This window comes from Mycetohabitans sp. B2 (assembly GCF_021733735.1).
GTDB lineage: Bacteria > Pseudomonadota > Gammaproteobacteria > Burkholderiales > Burkholderiaceae > Mycetohabitans > Mycetohabitans rhizoxinica.
Genome location: NZ_JAHKSP010000001.1, coordinates 51195 through 70909 on the forward strand (window position 1 = coordinate 51195; position 19715 = coordinate 70909).

20 protein-coding genes are annotated in these 19715 nt (G+C 64.6%); 7 read left to right on the plus strand and 13 right to left on the minus strand.

Annotated elements, in window-relative coordinates:
• Nucleotides 1-67: 67 nt before the first annotated feature.
• Nucleotides 68-409, plus strand: a complete 342-nt coding sequence (locus KPG66_RS00200; protein WP_041752921.1) for a hypothetical protein — start codon at nt 68-70, stop codon at nt 407-409.
• Nucleotides 410-474: 65 nt separating this feature from the next.
• Nucleotides 475-660 carry a hypothetical protein gene (locus KPG66_RS00205; RefSeq protein ID WP_041753952.1) on the plus strand — a complete coding sequence of 62 codons (186 nt, stop codon included), beginning with the start codon at nt 475-477 and terminating at the stop codon, nt 658-660.
• A gap of 44 nt (nt 661-704) precedes the next feature.
• On the opposite strand, the gene KPG66_RS00210 is transcribed toward KPG66_RS00205, so the two are convergent.
• Nucleotides 705-2249 carry an efflux transporter outer membrane subunit gene (locus KPG66_RS00210; protein WP_157864300.1) on the minus strand — a complete coding sequence of 515 codons (1545 nt, stop codon included), beginning with the start codon at nt 2247-2249 and terminating at the stop codon, nt 705-707.
• Between the two features lie 223 nt (nt 2250-2472).
• Between KPG66_RS00210 and KPG66_RS00215 the strand changes: the two genes are divergently transcribed.
• Nucleotides 2473-2619 carry a multidrug resistance protein B gene (locus KPG66_RS00215; RefSeq protein WP_013433857.1) on the plus strand — a complete coding sequence of 49 codons (147 nt, stop codon included), beginning with the start codon at nt 2473-2475 and terminating at the stop codon, nt 2617-2619.
• A gap of 37 nt (nt 2620-2656) precedes the next feature.
• Here the strand turns inward: KPG66_RS00215 and KPG66_RS00220 are convergent, their stop codons facing one another.
• The 8 genes from KPG66_RS00220 to gspG form a co-directional block, all read right to left on the minus strand.
• Nucleotides 2657-3436: a type II secretion system protein N gene (locus KPG66_RS00220; RefSeq protein WP_013433858.1), complete on the minus strand. Its 780-nt coding sequence runs from the start codon at nt 3434-3436 to the stop codon at nt 2657-2659.
• Nucleotides 3437-3451: 15 nt separating this feature from the next.
• The gene (gene gspM / locus KPG66_RS00225; protein WP_013433859.1) at nt 3452-3982 is read right to left on the minus strand and encodes a type II secretion system protein GspM; all 531 of its coding nucleotides are present in this window, start codon (nt 3980-3982) and stop codon (nt 3452-3454) included.
• On the minus strand, nt 3958-5385 hold the full coding sequence (gene gspL, locus KPG66_RS00230) for a type II secretion system protein GspL (protein WP_041752922.1): 1428 nt from the start codon (nt 5383-5385) through the stop codon (nt 3958-3960). Before gspL ends, gspM begins: the two co-directional genes overlap by 25 nt.
• 67 nt (nt 5386-5452) lie before the next feature.
• Nucleotides 5453-6586: a type II secretion system minor pseudopilin GspK gene (gene gspK / locus KPG66_RS00235; protein ID WP_013433861.1), complete on the minus strand. Its 1134-nt coding sequence runs from the start codon at nt 6584-6586 to the stop codon at nt 5453-5455.
• Nucleotides 6583-7242, minus strand: a complete 660-nt coding sequence (locus KPG66_RS00240; RefSeq protein WP_013433862.1) for a PulJ/GspJ family protein — start codon at nt 7240-7242, stop codon at nt 6583-6585. Before KPG66_RS00240 ends, gspK begins: the two co-directional genes overlap by 4 nt.
• Nucleotides 7220-7630 (minus strand): type II secretion system minor pseudopilin GspI, encoded by a 411-nt coding sequence (gene gspI, locus KPG66_RS00245; RefSeq protein WP_013433863.1) that lies wholly within the window; start codon nt 7628-7630, stop codon nt 7220-7222. The genes KPG66_RS00240 and gspI overlap by 23 nt, the downstream gene beginning before the upstream one ends.
• Complete coding sequence (locus KPG66_RS00250; RefSeq protein WP_049786431.1) at nt 7602-8114, minus strand: GspH/FimT family pseudopilin; 513 nt, start codon at nt 8112-8114, stop codon at nt 7602-7604. The genes gspI and KPG66_RS00250 overlap by 29 nt, the downstream gene beginning before the upstream one ends.
• 46 nt (nt 8115-8160) lie before the next feature.
• A complete protein-coding gene (gene gspG, locus KPG66_RS00255; RefSeq protein ID WP_041753955.1) occupies nt 8161-8625 on the minus strand; it encodes a type II secretion system major pseudopilin GspG in 465 nt (154 codons plus the stop codon).
• Nucleotides 8626-8865: 240 nt separating this feature from the next.
• On the opposite strand from gspG, the gene KPG66_RS00260 reads away from it, so the two are divergent.
• Nucleotides 8866-9297: a hypothetical protein gene (locus KPG66_RS00260; protein ID WP_013433866.1), complete on the plus strand. Its 432-nt coding sequence runs from the start codon at nt 8866-8868 to the stop codon at nt 9295-9297.
• A 45-nt stretch (nt 9298-9342) separates the two neighbouring features.
• On the opposite strand, the gene gspF is transcribed toward KPG66_RS00260, so the two are convergent.
• Genes gspF through gspD form a run of 3 tightly spaced genes read right to left on the minus strand, consistent with a single transcriptional unit; the run spans nt 9343 to nt 14513 of the window.
• Nucleotides 9343-10560 carry a type II secretion system inner membrane protein GspF gene (gene gspF, locus KPG66_RS00265; RefSeq protein WP_013433867.1) on the minus strand — a complete coding sequence of 406 codons (1218 nt, stop codon included), beginning with the start codon at nt 10558-10560 and terminating at the stop codon, nt 9343-9345.
• A gap of 12 nt (nt 10561-10572) precedes the next feature.
• On the minus strand, nt 10573-12063 hold the full coding sequence (gene gspE, locus KPG66_RS00270) for a type II secretion system ATPase GspE (RefSeq protein WP_041752924.1): 1491 nt from the start codon (nt 12061-12063) through the stop codon (nt 10573-10575).
• Nucleotides 12064-12095: 32 nt separating this feature from the next.
• A complete protein-coding gene (gene gspD, locus KPG66_RS00275; protein WP_237069689.1) occupies nt 12096-14513 on the minus strand; it encodes a type II secretion system secretin GspD in 2418 nt (805 codons plus the stop codon).
• Between the two features lie 497 nt (nt 14514-15010).
• On the opposite strand from gspD, the gene KPG66_RS00280 reads away from it, so the two are divergent.
• Entirely contained in the window at nt 15011-15460 is a 450-nt protein-coding gene (locus tag KPG66_RS00280; RefSeq protein WP_041753957.1) for a lytic transglycosylase domain-containing protein, read from the plus strand.
• 36 nt (nt 15461-15496) lie between these two features.
• A complete protein-coding gene (locus KPG66_RS00285; protein WP_041752925.1) occupies nt 15497-16804 on the plus strand; it encodes a GTP-binding protein in 1308 nt (435 codons plus the stop codon).
• A 102-nt stretch (nt 16805-16906) separates the two neighbouring features.
• On the opposite strand, the gene KPG66_RS00290 is transcribed toward KPG66_RS00285, so the two are convergent.
• Nucleotides 16907-17185 (minus strand): HU family DNA-binding protein, encoded by a 279-nt coding sequence (locus KPG66_RS00290; protein ID WP_013433873.1) that lies wholly within the window; start codon nt 17183-17185, stop codon nt 16907-16909.
• Nucleotides 17186-17529: 344 nt separating this feature from the next.
• Between KPG66_RS00290 and mnmC the strand changes: the two genes are divergently transcribed.
• Nucleotides 17530-19518 (plus strand): bifunctional tRNA (5-methylaminomethyl-2-thiouridine)(34)-methyltransferase MnmD/FAD-dependent 5-carboxymethylaminomethyl-2-thiouridine(34) oxidoreductase MnmC, encoded by a 1989-nt coding sequence (mnmC, locus tag KPG66_RS00295; protein ID WP_237069690.1) that lies wholly within the window; start codon nt 17530-17532, stop codon nt 19516-19518.
• Nucleotides 19519-19715: the final 197 nt, after the last annotated feature.

Sequence of the window (19715 nt, forward strand, 5' to 3'; positions counted from 1 at the left end):
TACACAATAGCGCTTCGGCGCTTTCCCTCTCGAGTCAATGATCATGTCAGCTCGTTTGTCCAAACGCATGTCCGTCACCGTCTGGCATGCCGCTCATATCACGCGTATCGCACAACGGCGCGCCGCGCGCTCGCTGCGTCACCACGTCGCGCGCACGCGCGCGCTGACCGCGCGTTTGTCGCGCGATATCGCGCAGCGCTGGAGCGGCAGCGTACGCGCGTGGGTGCACTCGCTCGTCCATCTACGTCTGTACAGCATCTGGCGTGCCTCGCTGGGCCGCTCGGTGCGCGTCACGCCGGCGCGGGCGCTGCGCCATCCGCGCCAAACGCCCCACCTTCGTCTGGTTCGCACGCCGCGCCGCCATGCCCCCCCGTCCGGCCCCTGGTCACCGTATTTCGGCGGCCGCTAGGCGCCGTGAACGCATGCGGTTCATCGCCTATACTGGTTGCACGACATGAATCCATGGAGCACGCCATGTCCGGCAATTTTACGGCGGGTGAGTTCATCATTCTGGCCCCAATGGCGCTGGCCGGCGCGTTCGCGTTGGGCATGTTGCCGGTGGCCTCACGCTTCACCGCAAACGTGTTACGCCTCCTGGGCGCGCTGCTTGGCGTCGTGTTTGCAATCGTGCTGGTCGAAGGGCTGCCGCTGTTCGCCTGAAAGCTGCCTGTGTGCCTGAGATAATGGGCCGAGCCGTGCCAGCATCAGTTGCGCGAGACCTCGGAAGCGGCGGTCGGCGCCGCCACCGAGCCGGTTTCGGTATCGAGTCGCGCAACGTCCCAGCCACCGCCGAGTGCCTTGATCAGTCCGACCGACGCGGTCATGCGCTGGCCAGCCAGCGACTGCAGCGCCTGCTGCGCAGACAGCAGGCTCGCCTGTGCGGTGAGCACCGACAAGTACGCGACGGTGCCGGCCTTATATTGGTTGAGCACGATGTCCAGCGCCTGCTGGGCCGAATCGACACTGGCTTGCTGCAGCGCGATTTGCTGCGCTAAGATCCGCAACGAGGTTAGGTTGTCCTCGACCTCCTGAAGCGCCGCCAGCACGGTCTGCCGGTACACCGCGACCTGCTCGTCGTAGGCGGCACGTGCCGCGTCGAGTTTCGCGCTGCGCAGGCCTGCATCGAAGATCGACGCAGCCAACTCCGGGCCGAGTGACCAGAACCGCGACGGCGCCCGCACCAACTGCGCCAGCACCGAACTGGAGAATCCTTCTTGCGCCGACAACGTCAGCGAGGGGAAGAACGCGGCCATCGCTACGCCGATCTGCTCGTTGGCGGCAGCAGCCTTGCGCTCGGCGGACGCGACATCCGGGCGGCGCTCGAGCAGCGCGCTGGGCAACGATACGGGGATCGCCGGCGGGGTCACGTCAAGCGGTGCGGGCGGCAGTGAAAACGTCGAGGCGGGCTCGCCGACTAGCACGGCAATCGCGTGCTCATATTGTGCCCGGTCAATACCATTGCCAAGCGCGACGGATTGCGCCGACTGCAATTGTGTTTGCGCTTGGATCACGTCCGAGCGCGGCACGATGCCCTGCTTGTATTGGTTTTGGGTCAACTCGAGCGTGCGCTGATACGCGGCCACGGTTTCGTCAAGCACCTTTTGTTGTGCGTCCGACGTGCGCAGCAGATAATAATTCTGTGCCAACGCCGCCTGCGCGGACAGTCGCGCATTGGCGAGCGCGGCCGCCGCCGCCTGCTGCCCGGCCTTCTGCGACGCCACCGCACGGGCAATGCCACCCCACAGGTCTGCCTCCCATGATGCGTCCAGCGACGTGCTGAAACTATTCGATACACGCGAGTGGCCGGCCGCCACCCCACTTGTCGTCGTGCCGTGCGACGCGCTGCCTGATCCGGCACGGCTGCCGGAGGCCGACCCACTGAGGGTCGGGAACCCGCTTGCACGTGCCTCGGCAGTCAGCGCACGCGCCTGCCGGTAAGCCGCGGCGAACTGCGCGACGGTCTGGTTTGCGGCATTGAGCCGGTCCATCAAGGTGTCCAGTTGCGTATCACGATAGATGGCCCACCAATTGCCACGGTCTTGATGATCGGCTGGTTGCGCCACTTTCCAGCCAGGCGTGGCCTCCTTGAAGCTCGCCGGTACCGTGACGCTCGGACGCGTGTAGTCGGGACCCACCGCGCAGCCGGTGAGCAGTAGGGCGAGCGCCAGCGCGCAGCGTAGAACAGGAGCGCGGCACGGCGCAGCGGCGCCGCGGCGCGCCGCCGGAAAATAGCAAAAGTCCAAATGCATTGACATTCCTGTAACCGGATGCGGCGCTCGGCCCGTGGAACGGCCTGCCGCGCAATGCGCAGCATAAACCGCGCGATACGCCGGCGCGTTATCCGCGTCGCGCTCCACGTTACAAAAGTTTACGGGAATCGGTGAAGCCTATGCGGCCAATACGCACATACGCACGCCTATCGCGACGCACTGCAAGCCCTCAGGCTGGCCGGCGACAGACAGCACGACGGCGATGCTCAACCAGATCGTCACGCAGCAACGCATGATGATGGCGGCAAACGACTTTTTTCGGCTTTCGTGCCTGGCATTCATTGTCCTGGCCAGTCTAGTCTGGATTACCAAGCCGCGGCGCGGCATCGGCCTGGCGCCGCGCCACTGAACCGTATGTGCCGCAACGGGCGATTCAACGCGTGGCTTCAGCGCGCAAAGGTGATCGCGTATGTCGCGTCATCGATGCGGCGACCCAGCAGGTTCAACAGCCCGGCCAGACTACCGCGGGCCTCGCTCGTCGAACGGGCGGCGCCATTGAACGCGAAGTGCCCTCGCTGCCACTGCCCGGCGCCATTCAGTTGTAGCGGGCCACGCAGCGTCGCCAGTTGCAACGTCGCCGCTGGGCCTTGCGCGAGCAGCGTGACACGATAGCTGCCGAGTGGCCGGACCAGCGACACGCGCGAGGCCATGTCGGTCAGCAGCACGGTGAGCTGTCCATACGCCTGCTGGTTCAGCACGCGCATGTCGGTCCAGGACAACCGCACGTCGCCTTGCAAATCCAGCGTATTGAACGGTGCGCCCAGACCCGTGAGCAACGTGGCGGGCAACGCCAGCGAACCGGCACCGAGCACGGCCTGGCTGCGCGACGCGTCCAGCGTGACCGGCTGGTGCATCGCTTCGGTATGCTGCAGCGTCATGTGCAAGCGACCGCCAAACAGCGGCCAAAAGGCAGTATGCCATTCGACCCGGCCGGGCAGCAGCGTCGAATTGGCGCGATCGCTGCCGGGGGCCAGCAGCAGCGTGGCTGACCCGTGCCACAGCGAGCCGGCCGGGTCCACCAGGTTCACATGCCCGCCGGTGGCCCGCCCGAATTGCGGCGTGATCCACGCGGCGGGCGCGATGCATAATAGCGTGATGAGCACCGCCAAGCCGCCCACGATGATCCAGGGCAGCGTGCGCGCGATCCGGTGCCAGAAAAAAAACATCGTGGGTCCGTTGAATTATTTTGTATTAGCCGGCTGCAGCGTCGCGGTGACATCCACTTGGCCGTCGTCCTTCAATGCAATGACATGCGCCTCCGAAGCCTTGACCTTAAATTGCCGGCGCACGTCGTTCAGCCACGCCACCCAACTGCCGAACTGCGCGTTCTTTAATTGAAGCTGGACGTTGGGGCCGGCCACGCTTAGCTGTGTCGCCACCAGTGCGCGTTGCGCGAGCGACGCGGCCAACGCCTCCTTAAGCGCATTGCCGGTGGGCGCGCTGCCCTGCGCCCGCGCGGCGAGTAGGTGGGCCTCGTTCGCGTCGGCCGTCATCTGCGCCAAGCGACGCTGCATCGCGGGCAAGTCAGCGCGCAGTTTTGCGCGGCCACTCAGCGCGGGGTCCAACGCCACCGAATACAGCACAATCAGTGCCAACACGGCGCCGCCAATCGTGATCATCTTCTTCTCGCGCGGCGCACGCTCGTCCCAAAAATCGCCCAGAGCCGTCGCTACGGCGCTTTTGCTTTTCATCGCGCACTCCTGATCGTCCATTTGCCGGTGCTGGTGTCCACCTCGCCCGCTACGCCATTGCGAGCCAGACGCTGCGTCAGCCCATTGTCGACGGTGACTGACGGCTTGAACGTCACCTCCAGTGAGCGGTTGCGATAGTCCAGCTGCGCGATCGTATTGGATGGCACGGGTCCCAGCGAGCGGGCAAGCGCATCGGCCAGCGACAGGAAATCGTCCGGCGCCGGCTCGCCGGCAGCCAGCCGCAACTGATCCAGTTGCCGCGTCATCTGATCAGCCGGATCGAGCACGACCGTGGTTTTCGGAAAGGCGCTGAGCAACAACTCGGTCATCTGCGCATTGATTGCATCACGCTGCCGCGCCAACATTAGCCATTGCACGTTCACGCCGATCACCGCGACGACGATCGACGCGAGCGCGAGCGCGATCGGCAAGCGCCAGCGCGCGAGCGTGGCGCCGGACAGGTTCCATAATTGCGGCGCGAACTCGAACTGGCATAGGTCAAAGTCCTGCGCCAGCGCGTTGCGTGCCAGCGTCTCGAACGTCAGCGGCAGGACCTCGAGATGCGTGGCGAGCGCCGCCGCGTCATTGCCGCCACAGCCGGCGCGCGGCTCGCTGCCCGGCACCCCAGTGAGACAGTATAGGGTCACCGGCGCATCGGCGGCCAGGGCGGCAAGCGTCGGCTCCAGCGCATCAACCGGTACCGCAAACCCCTCGCCCAGCGCGCCGCGCGCCAGCGCCAGCTCCCAATGCGGCCCGAACGCGCCAGACAACTCGCCCGGCTCGCCGAGCAGCGCGGCCGGCTGCGTGCGCACGACATCGCCGAGGATCGCGGCGACGATCGGCAAATGCGCAGGAACGCCCGTTTCATCACCCGGCTCAGCATTGGACGGGGCCGGGCCGCTGCCGTCGGCCGCAGCCCGGGGCAGTGCCGCGCCGGCAGCAGCCTGCGAGTCGATCGCGTCCAGCGCGTGCTGCACAGCGCCCGGTTGCGGCAGGCATCGCGTGATCGGCACCGCACGCAGCGAGGTATGGCCGGCGCTGCGAAACGCATCACAGATGAAGCGGAACCAGCCGCGGTCGATCGCGGCGATCACCCGCTTGCCGTCGATTGGCCCGGCCGGATCGAGCGCGATGTGGCAGGTCTGCGGGTCCTGAATCAGGTGATCTTCGATGACATTGGGCAGTGCCTGGCGCAAGCGCGGTCCATTGAGCGGCGGAACTGTCGCGGCCAGCATCAGCAGATCGCGTGCAGCCAGCATCAGCACGGTACGGGTGGCGCGCGGCAGCAACGCCAGCGACGCGCGGCCGGCGCGTTGGGTCCGGCCGTGCTTGTCGAGCAGTAAGAACGGCAGATCCGGCAGTTGCCATTCCTGCGAAGGCACCGCCGGGTCACGCGGCGGCAGTTGGACGATCAGCGTGGTCAAGAAGCAGTCCTCGTTCGATGACGGGGTTGAATGGCAGGGTAAAAAATTGCGACGCGGGGCTGGCGCATCACTCATCCCTCACACTGACAACGCGCGTGGTCTTGGTCAACGCGTCGCGGTATATCAAAGTTGTACGGATCAATTCGGCGCGCTCATGCTGAACTTTGCCATGCACAATGAAGTAGTTCGTATCGACGCCGATCGTGTTCAGGTTTTTCTCCACCGCGGGGATGCCGGCCGCTTGTAACGCGAGCTGCACCTCGCCCGTATTGCGAAAAAACACCGTGCTGCGGCGCGCCACCAGCGCTTGCGCCGCGCCGATCGACATACCCGGTATGCTAGCGGCGATCACTTCGGCGCTGGCGGTATTCATGTTGAGCACCGTGCGGGTTGGCAGCACGATCACAAACGGCTTAAGGCGCGCGACCATCTCCGGCGTGAAACCGGCCACATCCAGCAGCGCGGTTGCCTCGACCATCTGAATCGGCCGGCGCGCGGACGCATCGTTGCCGCCCTCGAGTCCCGGTTTATCGGTCAACTCGCCGCCGATCGCCGAGCCGGCCGCTGCCTGCTGAGCGGGCACACCACTCGCGCCAAACGGCGTCTGAGCATTCACCTGAAAGCGCGTCGCGGAGCCCGCCAGGCTGTCGCGCACCGCACTGGCGACACGGCCGGCCAATTGCCCATCCAATCCTAGCGACGACAGCAGTCGCTGGAGCACCAGCAGTTGGTTCGGATCGACCGCGATGACGCCGGGGCGTGGAATGGTGGCCAAGTTACGCAAGTTAAAGCGCGCCTGCGCGTCCTCAATCGAACCGGACAGGTACGTTGCGGCCCCTTCCTCGGCACGTACCTCGCCAATCTGGCCAAGGAAGTCAGACAGACGCGTGCGTGCGATGGGCACACTCCAGATACCACCCAGGTACGTAAAGCCCGGCGCGGTGTCGCCCTCACTGCGCAGGATCAGCCGCGTCCAATCGGTCGCACCGCGCGAAATCCAACGCGCCTGTGCCAACAGCCGCTGGTTCTCGATCCGTCGGATCTGCACCTGCTGCCGCCACAGCATCCCAGAGACCAATATGGCCGCGAGCGCGACTACGAACAGCGCGGTGATGATCGCGGCGCCGCGCTCGGCGCGCGTGCGCCGTGGCGGCCGGGCACAATGGAGAAGGTCTGGACGGCGATGGGCATGCATCGTCATTCCCCGATCAACAGCACGCGCGTGAGCGGCGCGCTGACCTGCGGCGCGCGCAGCGTCACTTCCAGCCCTGTGGCCGCGCGCAGCAGCGGCGCAGCGTTCAAGCCGGGTATCTTCAGGTTGTTCATGCTCTTCGCGATGGTCGCGTCAACGTCGGCCATGGAACGGGTCCAGCCGACTTGCGGCACGAACAAACGCATGCGCATCGCGCTGACACCGCCGATCAGCGACACCTCGCTCCAGCCCTCGGCGCCGCCGCGCAGCGCACTGCGCAATTGTCCCTGCGTGGCGATCGGCGGCGACGCGAGACGGAGGATTCGCCCATTGTCGAGCCGGTAACGCACCACTTGCAGCCGCGGCGCGCTGTCCTGAGCGAACAGCAGGCGCACGATGCGCAGCTCGCCATTGCCAATCGCCACCGCCGCGGTGCCCGCCTGGTCATCGGTGGCCGCCTGCCGAGCGTCCGCGCGCATCTGGTCGAACAGCTGCGCCAGGACGCGCTCGTCCTCCATCGAGCGGCTGATCGCCTCGCGACTGCGCATGATCGAATCCAGCCCGCGCCACGACAGCACGGCGATCACCGCTAGGATCGCGATCGCGACTAGCAGTTCGATCAGCGTGAAGCCACGCTGTCGGTCAGAGCGAGCGGCCGGTTTCATTGGCGATGACCGTAACCATTTGCACTAGGTAGCCCGACTGCCCCGGGGTGGCGACAAACACCTCGACGCGCCGGAAGATCGGATTGGGGGTGGCCGATACCCGCTCCGTGCAACGCAACGCGAGATTGCCCTGCGAGCAGTCGAACGTGCGCGAGCCGATATCGGGCCACGCCTTCATCAAATGCAGCCTGGCCAGTTCGTTGTCCGCACTCCAGCCCGCATACATACGCTTGTCCAACTCGCTGCTATTGACAGCCAGCACGCCGACTGCACGCAACGATGCGGCAAGCGCGATCGCGATGATCGCCAACGCGACCAGCACCTCGATCATCGTGAAACCCCGTATGCCGCGCCTCATTTCAACGCACCTCGAAGCGGCCATTGCCATTGCCGACGATGCTGACCTGGCCGATCGCCGAATAAAGCGTGACCTCTACCGGCGTGTCGATGCTCTCCACCCCGAACACGATTCGGCTGACCGTCTCGTCCGAACCTGGATAACGTATCGCCACCCCGGTTACTTCCGTGTCCCAGCGACGCGACGCAAGTAGGTCGTCACGCAGTGCACGCCAGCCATCCGCGGTGCGTGCCTCGAAGCGATAGCCGCCCGCCACCGGCACCCAAGCGATCGGCTGGGAACGCACCTGCGCCTCGTCGCCGGCCGACTCGAACAGCAACGCCAAACGCTGCGCCTGCTCGTTCAGATCTGTGCGAGGATTGCGCGTTGCCGTCAGCGTCGCCATCGATATCAGGATGCCCGCGATCACCAGCACCACCAGCATTTCCAACAGCGTGAAGCCGGCCACCGCGCGCGCGCCTCGGCACGGCTGCACGCGGCCAGCGCCACACGCCGCGGCACGACGGGCGATCATCGCCACACTCATCACGCGGGCCATCGCGGGTGCGTCGGCTCGCGCACTACTGCCACGAACCGATGTCAGCGTCGTTGCCCTCACCGCCTGGCTTACCATCGGCGCCATAGCTGAACACGTCGATTTCGCCGTGCACGCCCGGGTTCAGGTACTGATACGGGTTACCCCAGGGATCATTCGGCAGCTTCTCGAGGTAGCCCCCTTCCTTCCAATTGTTTGGCACCGGATCGGTCGCCGGCTTCTGGATCAACGCTCGCAAACCTTGCTCCTGTGTCGGATACCGGCCGTTGTCGAGCCGATACAGCTTCAGCGCATCCATGATCGTATGAATGTCCTGGCCCGCCGCCACGCGGCGTGCCTGGTCGGGACGACTCATGATCTTGGGCACCACCAGGGCGGCCAGGATCCCAAGAATCGCGATCACGACCATAATCTCAATCAGCGTGAAACCACGCTGGCGGTGCGCCGGCGTGCCGGCCTGGCGGCGAATTGTTGGTCTTGCGTATTGCATTCCTACCTCGTTACTCGAATTGACTGGAAAAAAGCCGTCGCGACGCGCCGGTGCATCGGCGCTCATCGACCGGTCTCGTGTCGCGACCATTTTAAGCCGCTGCCCAGGCGGCCGCTCCGCGCGGCCGCCGTTTCGCCCTCCCCCGTGGCACCATGACGCACAAACTCATCATGCCGTCGGCTGCGATCCGGCGCGTCATGCACGCTCCTCAATGTCATATAAGCTCGTACAATATCTATCATGAACTTTCTGACTCAACGCCTTGCGGTGCGGCTTGCATCGCTCGCCTTGTTCGCCGTGTTGTGCGCGAGCGTCACTTACTGGGTCATCACGCTTCGCTCCCGTGACACCGCGCCGCTTCCAGCCGCCGCGCCAGGCCGCTTGCCGGTCACCACCGACGCGGCTCAAACTCTGTTCGGCTCGCACGCCGGCGACACGCGCGCGCCCAACATCCACCTGTCCGGTATCCTCGCGCTGGCCGACGGCGCAGCCGCCATCGTGTCGTACGGCACCGATCCAGCCCGCGCGATATCGCTGAACAGCCCGATCGCACGGGGTGTGAAGCTCGTCGCCGTGCGGCAGCGCTCGATCGTCGTCGAACGCAATGGCGGACGCTCAGAAATCTTCCTGCCGCCCAACGCACCAGGCCAACCCACGATCTACGTGCGCTGAATCGCAGACGCTGAACCACGGGCGCGGCGACCATCGCCGCGACGCTCAGCCCACCATGTTGTTCAACTCGATGATCGGCAGCATCACCGCCAGCACGATCACCAGCACCACCCCGCCCATCGCGAGGATCAACAGCGGTTCCAGCAAGCTGGTCAGGAACATCGTGCGCCGCTCCAGCTCCAGCGCCTCGCCCTCCGATGCGCGGTCGAGCATCGACGTCACGTCGCCCGTCGCCTCGCCGGAGCGAATCAAATGCACCAGCACCGGCGGAAAGGTGCGCGTGTTACCCAACGCGCGTGACAGCGAGGTTCCCTCGCGCACGCGCACGATCGCCTCATCCACCAGCGAGCGCATGGCACGGTTGTTCAAGGTTTCCCCAGCGGCCTGAAGCGCACGCAGGATTGGCACGCCAGCGGCGGTCAGGATCCCGAGCGTCGACGCGAAGCGCACTGTGTTATAGCCACGTACCAGCTTGCCGGCGAGCGGTGCGCCGAGCAGCCAGCGATCGAACGCCAAGCGCGGCCCGCTTTGCTGCAGGATGCGACGTACGAGCCAGACCGTGACCACCACAATCAACAGAATCGCCCACCAGCCGTGCCGCACGAACGAGGACAGCGACATCATCATCACCGTGAGCAGTGGCAATTGCTGTTTCGTGCTCGCGAACACGCTGACCACTTGCGGCACCACGTAGCTGAGCAGGAACGTCACAATGCCGAACGCCACCAGCGTGACAATGGCAGGGTACGTAAAGGCGAGTTGGATCTTCGAGCGCAGCGCGTTGCGTTGCTCGATATAGTCGGCCAACCGGGACAGCACGAGCCCGAGCTTGCCGGTATGCTCGCCGGCCGACACCAGTGCGCGATAGATATCCGGAAAATCGCGCGGATGCTGCGCCAGCGCGCCGGCCAGCGACTGACCGCCGAGCACTTCAGCACGGATGGCGGCAATCAACTCGCGGATGTACTCGCGCTCGGCCTGGTCCGTCAGCACAGCGAGCGCTTCGTCCAACGGCAGCCCGGCGATCAACAGGCTGGCCAGCTGCCGCGTGAACAGTGCCTGCTCACGCTGCGACAGCTTGCGGCCCCATACCAGCCGCTGGCCGCGTTGGCCGCGCTCGCGGCTGCCGGCAGCCTCCACCAGCAGCGGCGTCAACCCTTGCGTGCGCAGTTGCGCACGCGCGGCGCGCGCGCTGTCAGCCTCGACTACGCCGCGTTGCGACTTGCCTGTGGCGTCGATCGCCTCGAATCGGAAAGCGGGCATAGGCGGTCCGTGTTATTCCCCGCCGGTTACACGCAGCACTTCCTCGAGCGAGGTCACACCGGTGTCGAGCCAGCGCTGCGCATCCTCGCGCAATGTACGCATGCCGCTCGCGCGTGCGCGCTGGAGCAGTTCGGCATCCGATGCATTGCGGTGAATCAACGTGCGGATCGCGTCATCAATTAGCAACAGTTCATAGACGCCACGGCGGCCGGTATAGCCGCAGTGGCCACACTTGTCGCAACCGACCGGATGCCACTGCATACGACCATCATCGACGCTCTGTCGCTTGCATACCGGACACAACTGGCGCACCAGTCGTTGCGCCAGCACGCCCAGCAGGCTCGAAGCAAGCAGATAGGGCTCCACGCCCATGTCGGTGAGCCGCGTCACCGCAGATGCCGCATCGTTGGTGTGCAACGTGGCCAGCACCAAGTGCCCGGTCAGCGACGCCTGTACCGCGATCTGCGCCGTCTCCAGGTCGCGAATTTCCCCAATCATGATAATGTCCGGGTCCTGCCGCAGGATCGAGCGTAGCGCGCGGGCAAAATTCATCCCGATGCGATCGTTGACCTGCGTCTGCCCGATGCCGGACAAGTCGTACTCGATCGGATCCTCGACCGTCATGATGTTCGACGTCTCGGTCTCCAGCCGCGACAGCGCCGCGTACAACGTCGTGGTCTTGCCCGAGCCGGTCGGGCCGGTCACCAGCACGATGCCGTGCGGGCGTCCAATCAGCTTGTCGAATTGCGCAAGCGTGTCGGGGCCCATTCCCAGCCGCTCCAAGTTCAGTCGCTGCGCATCCTTCTCGAGCAACCGCAACACCGCGCGTTCGCCGTGACCGGTGGGTAGCGTCGATACCCGGACATCGACCGGGCGCCCGCCGACACGCAACGTAATGCGTCCGTCCTGCGGCAAACGCTTTTCGGCGATGTCCAGTTGCGCCATGATCTTGATACGCGAGATCAGTGCGCCATGCAGCGCCTTTTTGGGCCGCACCACGTCGCGCAACGTGCCGTCCACGCGAAAGCGCACGACCGACGTGTTCTCAAACGGCTCAATGTGGATATCCGACGCGCCTTCGCGGGCAGCCTGCGTGAGCAGCGCATTGATCATCCGGATAATCGGCGCGTCGTCCTCGGACTCGAGCAGATCCTCGACCTCCGGAATGTCCTGCATCAGCCTGGACAAGTCGACTTCGCCCTCGACCTCGCCGACCACCTGCGCGGCGCTGCCGTCTTGCCGCGCATACGCGTTGTTGATCGCCTGCGTCAACTCGTCTGACGGCAAGCGGGTCAGCGTCAGCGCGCCGAAGTTGCGTGCCACCTCGGCCAGCGCCGCGGCACTGGTGCGTTCGCTGATCCAGACATCCAGTCCACTGGCGTGCTGGTGCGCGATCAGGATCTGGCCGCTGCGCGCGAACGCGTAAGGCAACAGCCGCGCGGCCAACGGCGACGGCGGCTCGCGCTCGGCAACGGTTTCGCTCGAAGCAGTCACGGTACGCATTGACGGACCTGTTTGTACAGAAAGGGCAGGCGTCACGGATGCTGTCCGGGCGCCACCGTGGAATCGGCCGGCGACGCTGGCGCAGGCGACGCGCCCACAGGTGCAGGGGCATGACTAACTGACGCGTCGGGTGCGTCAACAGGTGGCGACACGCTCGTCGCCGCGGCGCCGTTGCCGCGTGCATCGGCTCCATTGCCATGGTGCGGCCCGCTGCGGCCATATGCCGAGCGCAGATCGAACACGTTATTCGCCGCGGGCCCGCCTCCTTCGTTCGGCCCCAGCGGCGCGGGCGGCAACAACGGCGTTTCGCGGTCCTTGACGATCCGGTTATCCGATTGGTATGCGGCCTGTTCGGCGCGCAAATACTCGTAGCGGTCCAGCGCCAGCTGACTACTGGTGCTTTGGTCGCGCACGATCACCGGGCGCAGGAACACCATCAGGTTCGATTTCGTGCGCGTCTTCGATTCGCTGCGGAACAGACTGCCGAGCACCGGGATATTGCCCAGCCATGGCACCTTCGAATTGCCGTTCGCGTAGTTGTCCTGGATCAGGCCACCGAGCACGATGATTTCGCCGTCGTCCGCCAGCACGGTGGACTGGATCGAGCGCTTGGTGATCGACACACCGCCAGGGTTGGACTGCGTGCCTTGTTGCACGGCGGAATCCTCCTGGTAGATCTGCAGCTTGAGCACGCCGCCCTCGCTGATCTGCGGCTTGATATGCAGCGTGATACCCACGTCCTGGCGATCGAACGTGTTGAATGCGGAGACCGAAGTCGTCGTATTGGCGGTCGGCGTCGCGTATGAACCAGTCACCACCGGCACGTTTTGGCCGACCACGATCCGCGCTTCTTCATTGTCTAGCGTGATCAGGTTAGGCGTAGACAGGATGTTGGTATCGCTGCTCGTGGCCAGCGCCTGCAACAGGCCACCCAGGCCGAAGACCTTACCGAAGCGGTGCAGCAGGCCAATGTTCAGGCCATTGTTGAGCAGGTTGTTCGGGCCAATCTGTGCGGCCGCGGTGGCCGGGTCCTGCGCGACGATGGCGCCGGTGGCGCTTAAGCCGACGATGCTCTGGCTGCCGTTTGCATTGAAGTTTGAGCCGCCATACACCCCATTATTGCCGTTGTTCGACAACAGCGCGCCCTGCCATTGGATACCAAGGTTGGCACCGGAGGTCGCGTTCATGTCCACGATCACCGCTTCGATGTAGACCTGTGCCCGGCGCTGGTCGAGCTGGTCAATCACGTTGCGGATGTTCCGGTATAACGGCTCTGGCGCGGTGATGATGAGCGAATTGGTAGCCGGGTCGGCTTGCACGATACCGCCCTGCGCATTGTCGTCGTTGCTACTTTCCTTGTCGCTGAAACTTTGGTCCCTCGACTGTCCGGAGCCGAATCCGCCAGCGCCGCCACTGCCCGACAGCGGGTTGCGGCTCATGGCACTGGATGAGCCCGAGGGTAGCGGTGGCAGCCCAGACACGCCGGTGGAGCTGCCAAGACCGCCACCGAACGAATCGGATTTGCCGCCGCTGCTTTGCGATTCCGAGCCTGTTGCACCGCGGCTGCCTCCGAGCATGCCGCGCAGCGTCTTAGCCATGCGTACCGCTTCCGCGTTGCGCAGCGGCACCACGTGGATATTGCCCGGTTGCGTCGTCGGCGCGTCCAGCGTCGCAATCAGCGATTTCGCCGCCGCCAACCTTGACGGGCTCGCCGCGCGCAGCAGCACCGAATTGGTCCGCGGGTCGGCATTCACGCTCACGCGCAGCGTCGCATCAGTGCCCCCAATCGCACCCGGGTCGAGTAGCTTGCCCAGTTGTTGCGCGACATCGACTGCGCTGGCGTTCTTCAACGGCACGATCTGCACCTGTGCCCCGGCCGACGTGTCGATGCCCTGAATGATCTGGCCGATACGGCGCACATTGTCCGCGTAGTCGGTCACCACCAGCGTATTGTTCGACGGATAGGCGGCAACTTGGTTATTTGGCGAGATCAATGGCCGCAACACCGGCAACAGGTTGTTCGCTGACTCGTTGCGCAGCTGGAACACCTGTGTGACCACTTGGTCGCCGCGGGCCGGCGTCGTGTTGCCGATATAGGTCGGCACGCCTTGCAGCTTCGCATCCGCCTCCGGCACGACCTTCAGCACCCCGTGGTCCTGCACCAGGGCGAACCCCTGCATCCGCAACGCAGACTGCAACGTCTTAAGTGCCTGTTCCCGCGGTACCGGCTGCTCGGAAACGAGATTCAATTGTCCCTTGACGCGGGGGTCAACAATGATCGTCTTGTTGGTCGCCGCGCCGATTGCCTTGGCAACCTGGTCAATATCGGCATCGACGAAATTCAAGGTGACCTGCGCGCGAGCGGGGGACGCCCCGAGCACGGCGGCGATCAGACCCGCGACCAGCAGCGAACGCGCCATGCGTCGCGCAGGAAAACGATTCTGTGTCATTGGATAGTGGTGTTTGGCGCCGGCCGAGCAGTGCTCAGTCCGATCAATTATGCAAGCAGCTTGGTGTGGCACCGCAAAGATGCCATGCGCAATGCCAAAGTCGCAACATTAACAGCTTTTTAAGTCTGAACTATCACAAGAACGATCATTCCTTGAATTCGGACAAAAAGTTATCCCTAAACGATCCTTACTTGCGCACGCATGCGTCACCATGGCAAAAATGCCGGCGGCGGACTATTCCGCCTGCCGCTTCTGTGGGCAAACGCCTAGTTCCGCCGCCTATCGTGCCAGATGATGGGCCATACGCGACGCAACTCAGCGGCGCGCCGCGCAGTGACGCGTGCCGGCGCGAAGCAACGCCACAGACCGGGCATCCCGATGCGTTACCATGAGCGACGAAGTGGCACGAAGGTGCGTGTGCCGGCACGGGTCGGCCACGCCGCGGGGTCGCATTGTACACGCCGGGTGCCGCCTTGAAACTGCTCCTGTTCGAAACGATGAACCTGAGATCCATCACCTCGATCGCCTTTGCCGCCAGCGTGCTCGCACTGACGTCGCCGCGCGCGCATGCGGACTGCTTCGACAACGCGGCTGCCTATCATCACGTGAATCCCCTGATCCTGCGCGCGATCGCGTGGCAGGAGTCGCACAACCGGCCTGACGCACTGCACAAGAACGCGAACGGCTCAACCGACTACGGCTTGATGCAGATCAACTCGATCCACTTACCTAAGCTCGCGTCATACGGCATCTCGCACCAGACGCTAATGGAGCCATGCAAGGCCGTCTACATCGCCGCCTGGCACTTGCGACGCCAAATGGACAAATACGGCAATACCTGGCAGGCGGTCGGCTCTTATCATTCCGAAACACCGGCGCTGCGCGACAAGTACGCCAAGCAGATCATGGCGATTCTGAACAAGTGGAACCTGCTCGCGCAGCGCTGAGCTGAGCGGCGCAAGCGGCAGGCGTAGAATGTGGCGATGACTTTTGCTCCCCTGCCTGTCACCGTGCTCTGCGGCTTTCTTGGCGCCGGCAAGACCACACTGCTCAATCATATCCTCGCGAACCGAGCCGGCTTGCGCGTGGCCGTCATCGTCAACGATGTCGCGTCGGTCAATATCGATGCGCAGCTGGTACGCGGCGCGAGCGAGCTGTCGCACGTCGATGAGCGGCTCGTTGAACTTTCAAATGGCTGTATCTGCTGTACGTTGCGCGACGATCTGCTACGTGAGGTGAAGCGGCTTGCCGCAGAAAACCGCTTTGATGCGATCCTGATCGAATCGACTGGCATCGCAGAGCCGCTACCGATTGCTGAAACCTTCACGTTCGTCGACGACGACGGCGTGGCGCTCGCCGACCTTGCCAGGCTGGACACGCTCGTCACGGTGGTCGATGCGTGCCATTTCCTGCGTGACTATGAATCGACCGACGCGCTGGCCGACCGCGGCATGGCCGTCGATGCCGGCGATGATCGCGCGCTGGTCGAGTTGCTGATCGAGCAAGTGGAGTTTTGCGACGTGCTGGTGCTGAACAAGGCCGATCTGGTCAGCGCCGACGAGCTGTCCCGGCTACGGCACATCCTTGCGCGGATCAATCCGCGCGCGCGCCAAGTGGTCTCACGCTTTGCCGACGTGCCGCTAGCCGAGGTGTTTAACACCGGCCGCTTCGATTTCGATCTGGCGGCGAGCGCGCCAGGCTGGCTTGCGTCGCTACATCACGATCATCCCGGCGAAGCCGACGCATTTGGCATCGGCAATGTGGTGTATCGGTCGCGCCGGCCGTTTCATCCGCAACGTTTCTGGGACTTGCTGCACAACGAGACTGCCTGGCGCGGCGTGCTGCGCAGCAAGGGTTTTTTCTGGCTCGCTACCCGCAACGACCTTGCTGGCACGCTGTCTCAGGCCGGCACGGTATGCCGGCACGGGCCGGCCGGAACGTGGTGGGCCGCCCAGCCGCGCGATACGTGGCCGCAAGACGACGCGTTCCTGTCGGAGTTGAAAACGGACTGGCATGGAGATTGGAGCGATCCGACGATCGGTGATCGTCGCCAGGAACTGGTGCTGATCGGCGCGCATCTGGATCGCGATGCGTGGCAAGCCAGGCTTGACGCATGCGTGCTGACCGATGCGCAATGGCAAGCAGGGCAGAAAGGCGCCAATCCGTCGGCATGGCAGGGATTCGCCGACCCGTTTCCGCGATGGAGCGAAGCGTTCGATCACGTCAACGATGTCGATGACCCGCCCGGGAACGCACCCGGGTCGCCGGCGTTCGCCAGCCGATCAATATAAACCACGGTGCCGCGCGCCACGTCCGGCGTGTTCGCCGGGCGTGGCGCGGGGAAAGTGCACCCGCTTGTGGGCAGCGGGCGGCACGGCTGCTTGCGTCAGCGCTTAACGCTCGTTGACGACGTCCTTGAACGCCTTGCCGGCCGTGAACTTGACCGTCTTTGCAGCGGGAATCTTGATCGTCTCGCCGGTCTTCGGGTTACGGCCGGTGCGCGCCGCGCGCTTGCCCGAGCCGAAGCTGCCGAAGCCGATCAACTGGACGCTGTCGCCCTTGGACACGACCGTCTTAATGATTTCGAGCAGCGTGTCGAGCGTCTCGCCAGTTTGCGCCTTGCTGGCGCCGGTCTGCGCGGCGACCGCATCGATCAGTTCCTGTTTGTTCATACGTATCCTTTTAAAGTTGGTTGATTATGAACGCCATAAACGCGCCGATTATACGTGCGCGCACCATGGCGTCGAGCCCCGCGATCTTGCTGCAAGCGTTCCCCGCATCACTTGCGGCGATGCAATATCAGCGTTGCCGCTTCCCGGCCCGAACTGGCGTACCCCACGTGCGTGGACGGCGCTTGCTATGATAACCACGGCAAACCCTTTATTGACAAGGGTTCCGCAGAATTTACCTGCTCTTTCACACGCTGTGCGCAGTTTGTGCCGAAAAGGAACGTGATGTTCGCTCTCATCCCGATAAAAACCCGGCCAGCGTTGGTTTTTGCCAACGTTCGAGCCCGATGACTGGCCCACTCATTGCCGCGCAACTTGCGTTGCGCGAGGACGGCATCCCTTATTCACCGCTGTTCGACGACGTCTACCATAGCGCGATGGGGGGCATCGGCCAGGCGCTGCACGTGTTCGTCGCGGGAAACCGGCTGCCCGCCAATTGGCAACACAAGGCGGTGTTTTCGATCGTGGAGACCGGCTTCGGGCTCGGCTTAAACTTCCTCGTCACATGGTCACAGTGGCGCGGCGACCCCTCGCGATGCGATCGGCTGCATTTCGTTTCCGTCGAAAAACATCCGTTCAGCCGCGACGATCTTGACACGCTGCTCACGCGCCTGCTCGATTCGCATGCTGAACTTGCAGGCCTTGCACGCAAGCTGGTCCGCGCCTGGCCCATGCTCACGCCCGGCATTCATCGGCTGGCGTTCGATGACGGACGCGTCACATTGACACTGGCACTGGGCGATGCAGCGCAAATGCTACCCAAGTTGGCCGTGCGCGCCGATGCGTTCTATCTCGACGGCTTCTCGCCGGCCAAAAACGACGCGCTATGGTCGCCCGCGATCTTCAAGGCGCTAGCCAGAATGGCCGAAGTCGGCGCCACGTTCGCCACTTATACCTCGGCCGGCAAGGTCAAGGCTGCACTCACCGGCGCCGGTTTCGTGCACCGTAAGGCGCGGGGCTATGGCACCAAGCGCGACATGCTAGTCGGCGAATTCGCACCGGCCTACCGGGTCCGACGCCATGAACCGCCGCCGCGCGCTGCCTGGACGCACCGCCATGCGATTGTGGTCGGCGCGGGGCTGGCTGGCTGCGCGGTAGCCGAGCGGCTGGCTGCGCGCGGCTGGGCGATCACGCTGCTGGAACAGCGCGATGCACCGGCGAGCGAAGCCTCAGGTAACCCGGCGGGCGTGTTCCATCCGATGATCGCGCGCGCGATGACACCTGCCATGCGGCTCTCCAGCGCGGGCTTCCTGTATGCGCTGCGGGCCTGGCAGGCATTGGCCGACGCTGGCCATGCGCTGCACTGGCACGCCGGTGGACTGCTGCAGCTCGCGCAAGACGACGTCGACGCCGCGGCATTGCGCGGCGCCATCGCCGCAGCCGGACTGCCGGCCGGATTCGCCGTCGCGGTGGACCGCGATGCGGCCAGCGCCTACGCTGGCGTCACGCTCGAGCGCGGTGGCGTCTGGTTCCCACGTGGCGGGTGGATCGCGCCGCCATCACTGTGCCGTGCCCAATTGGCCGCGGCACGCACCACGCTCGCCGCGAACGGCCAAAGCCTGGCGTGGCGCACGCTGTTCGGCGTGCGCGTTGAACAGCTCGTTCATGACGTGGAAGGCTGGCACGCGCTCGATGCAGCGGGCGGGCGGATCGCCACAGCACCCGTCGTGGTCATCGCCAACGCGCACGACGCGATCCGTCTGGGCCATTTGGCCCACGCGCCGGTGCGCTCGGCCCGCGGGCAATTGACGATATTGCCACATGCCGCGCCGGCTTCGCTTCGCATGCCCGTAATCGGCGATGGCTACGCACTGGCACTGGATAACGGCCGCCTGATGACCGGTGCAAGCTACGACATGGATGACGCTGGCTTGGACGAACGGCGCGCGTCACATGACGAGAATATCAGCCGCCTGCGCGCGCTCATACCGGGAATCGCGCCGTCAGTTGACTGGGCTAGGGTACAGGGGCGGGTAGGCTTACGTTGCGTGGTCAGTGACCGGCTGCCCATGGTCGGTCCGCTGGCGGACGAAGCGGATCCGATGGCAGCCGGCGCCTCCCAGTCCGGCGCACGGCTGCCGGAGCTGCAACGGCGCCCAGGCCTGTACGGCGCATTCGCCTATGGTTCACGAGGACTCGTGTGGGCGGCGATAAGCGGCGAATTGCTCGCCAGCCAGATCAACGGCGAGCCTTGGCCACTGGAGCGGGACCTGGCTGACGCATTGGATCCGGCGCGTTACCTGCTGCGCACGCTGCGCGCTACAGCTCAACGATAGAGCGGGGTAGCGGTACGGCGCGATGGCCTGACGCCCGTTCGATGGTTATCCACCTTGTGCTGTGGATAACCGCGTGGGTTACCGGCGCACGGCATGTGGACTCATTCTGGGTAACTGCTGGACGTGACCTTGCGTCAACAAAGTTGTTCGGCAAAAGCAATGCGCGCCGCACATTTTCTCCGAAGACTTCTCAGTAT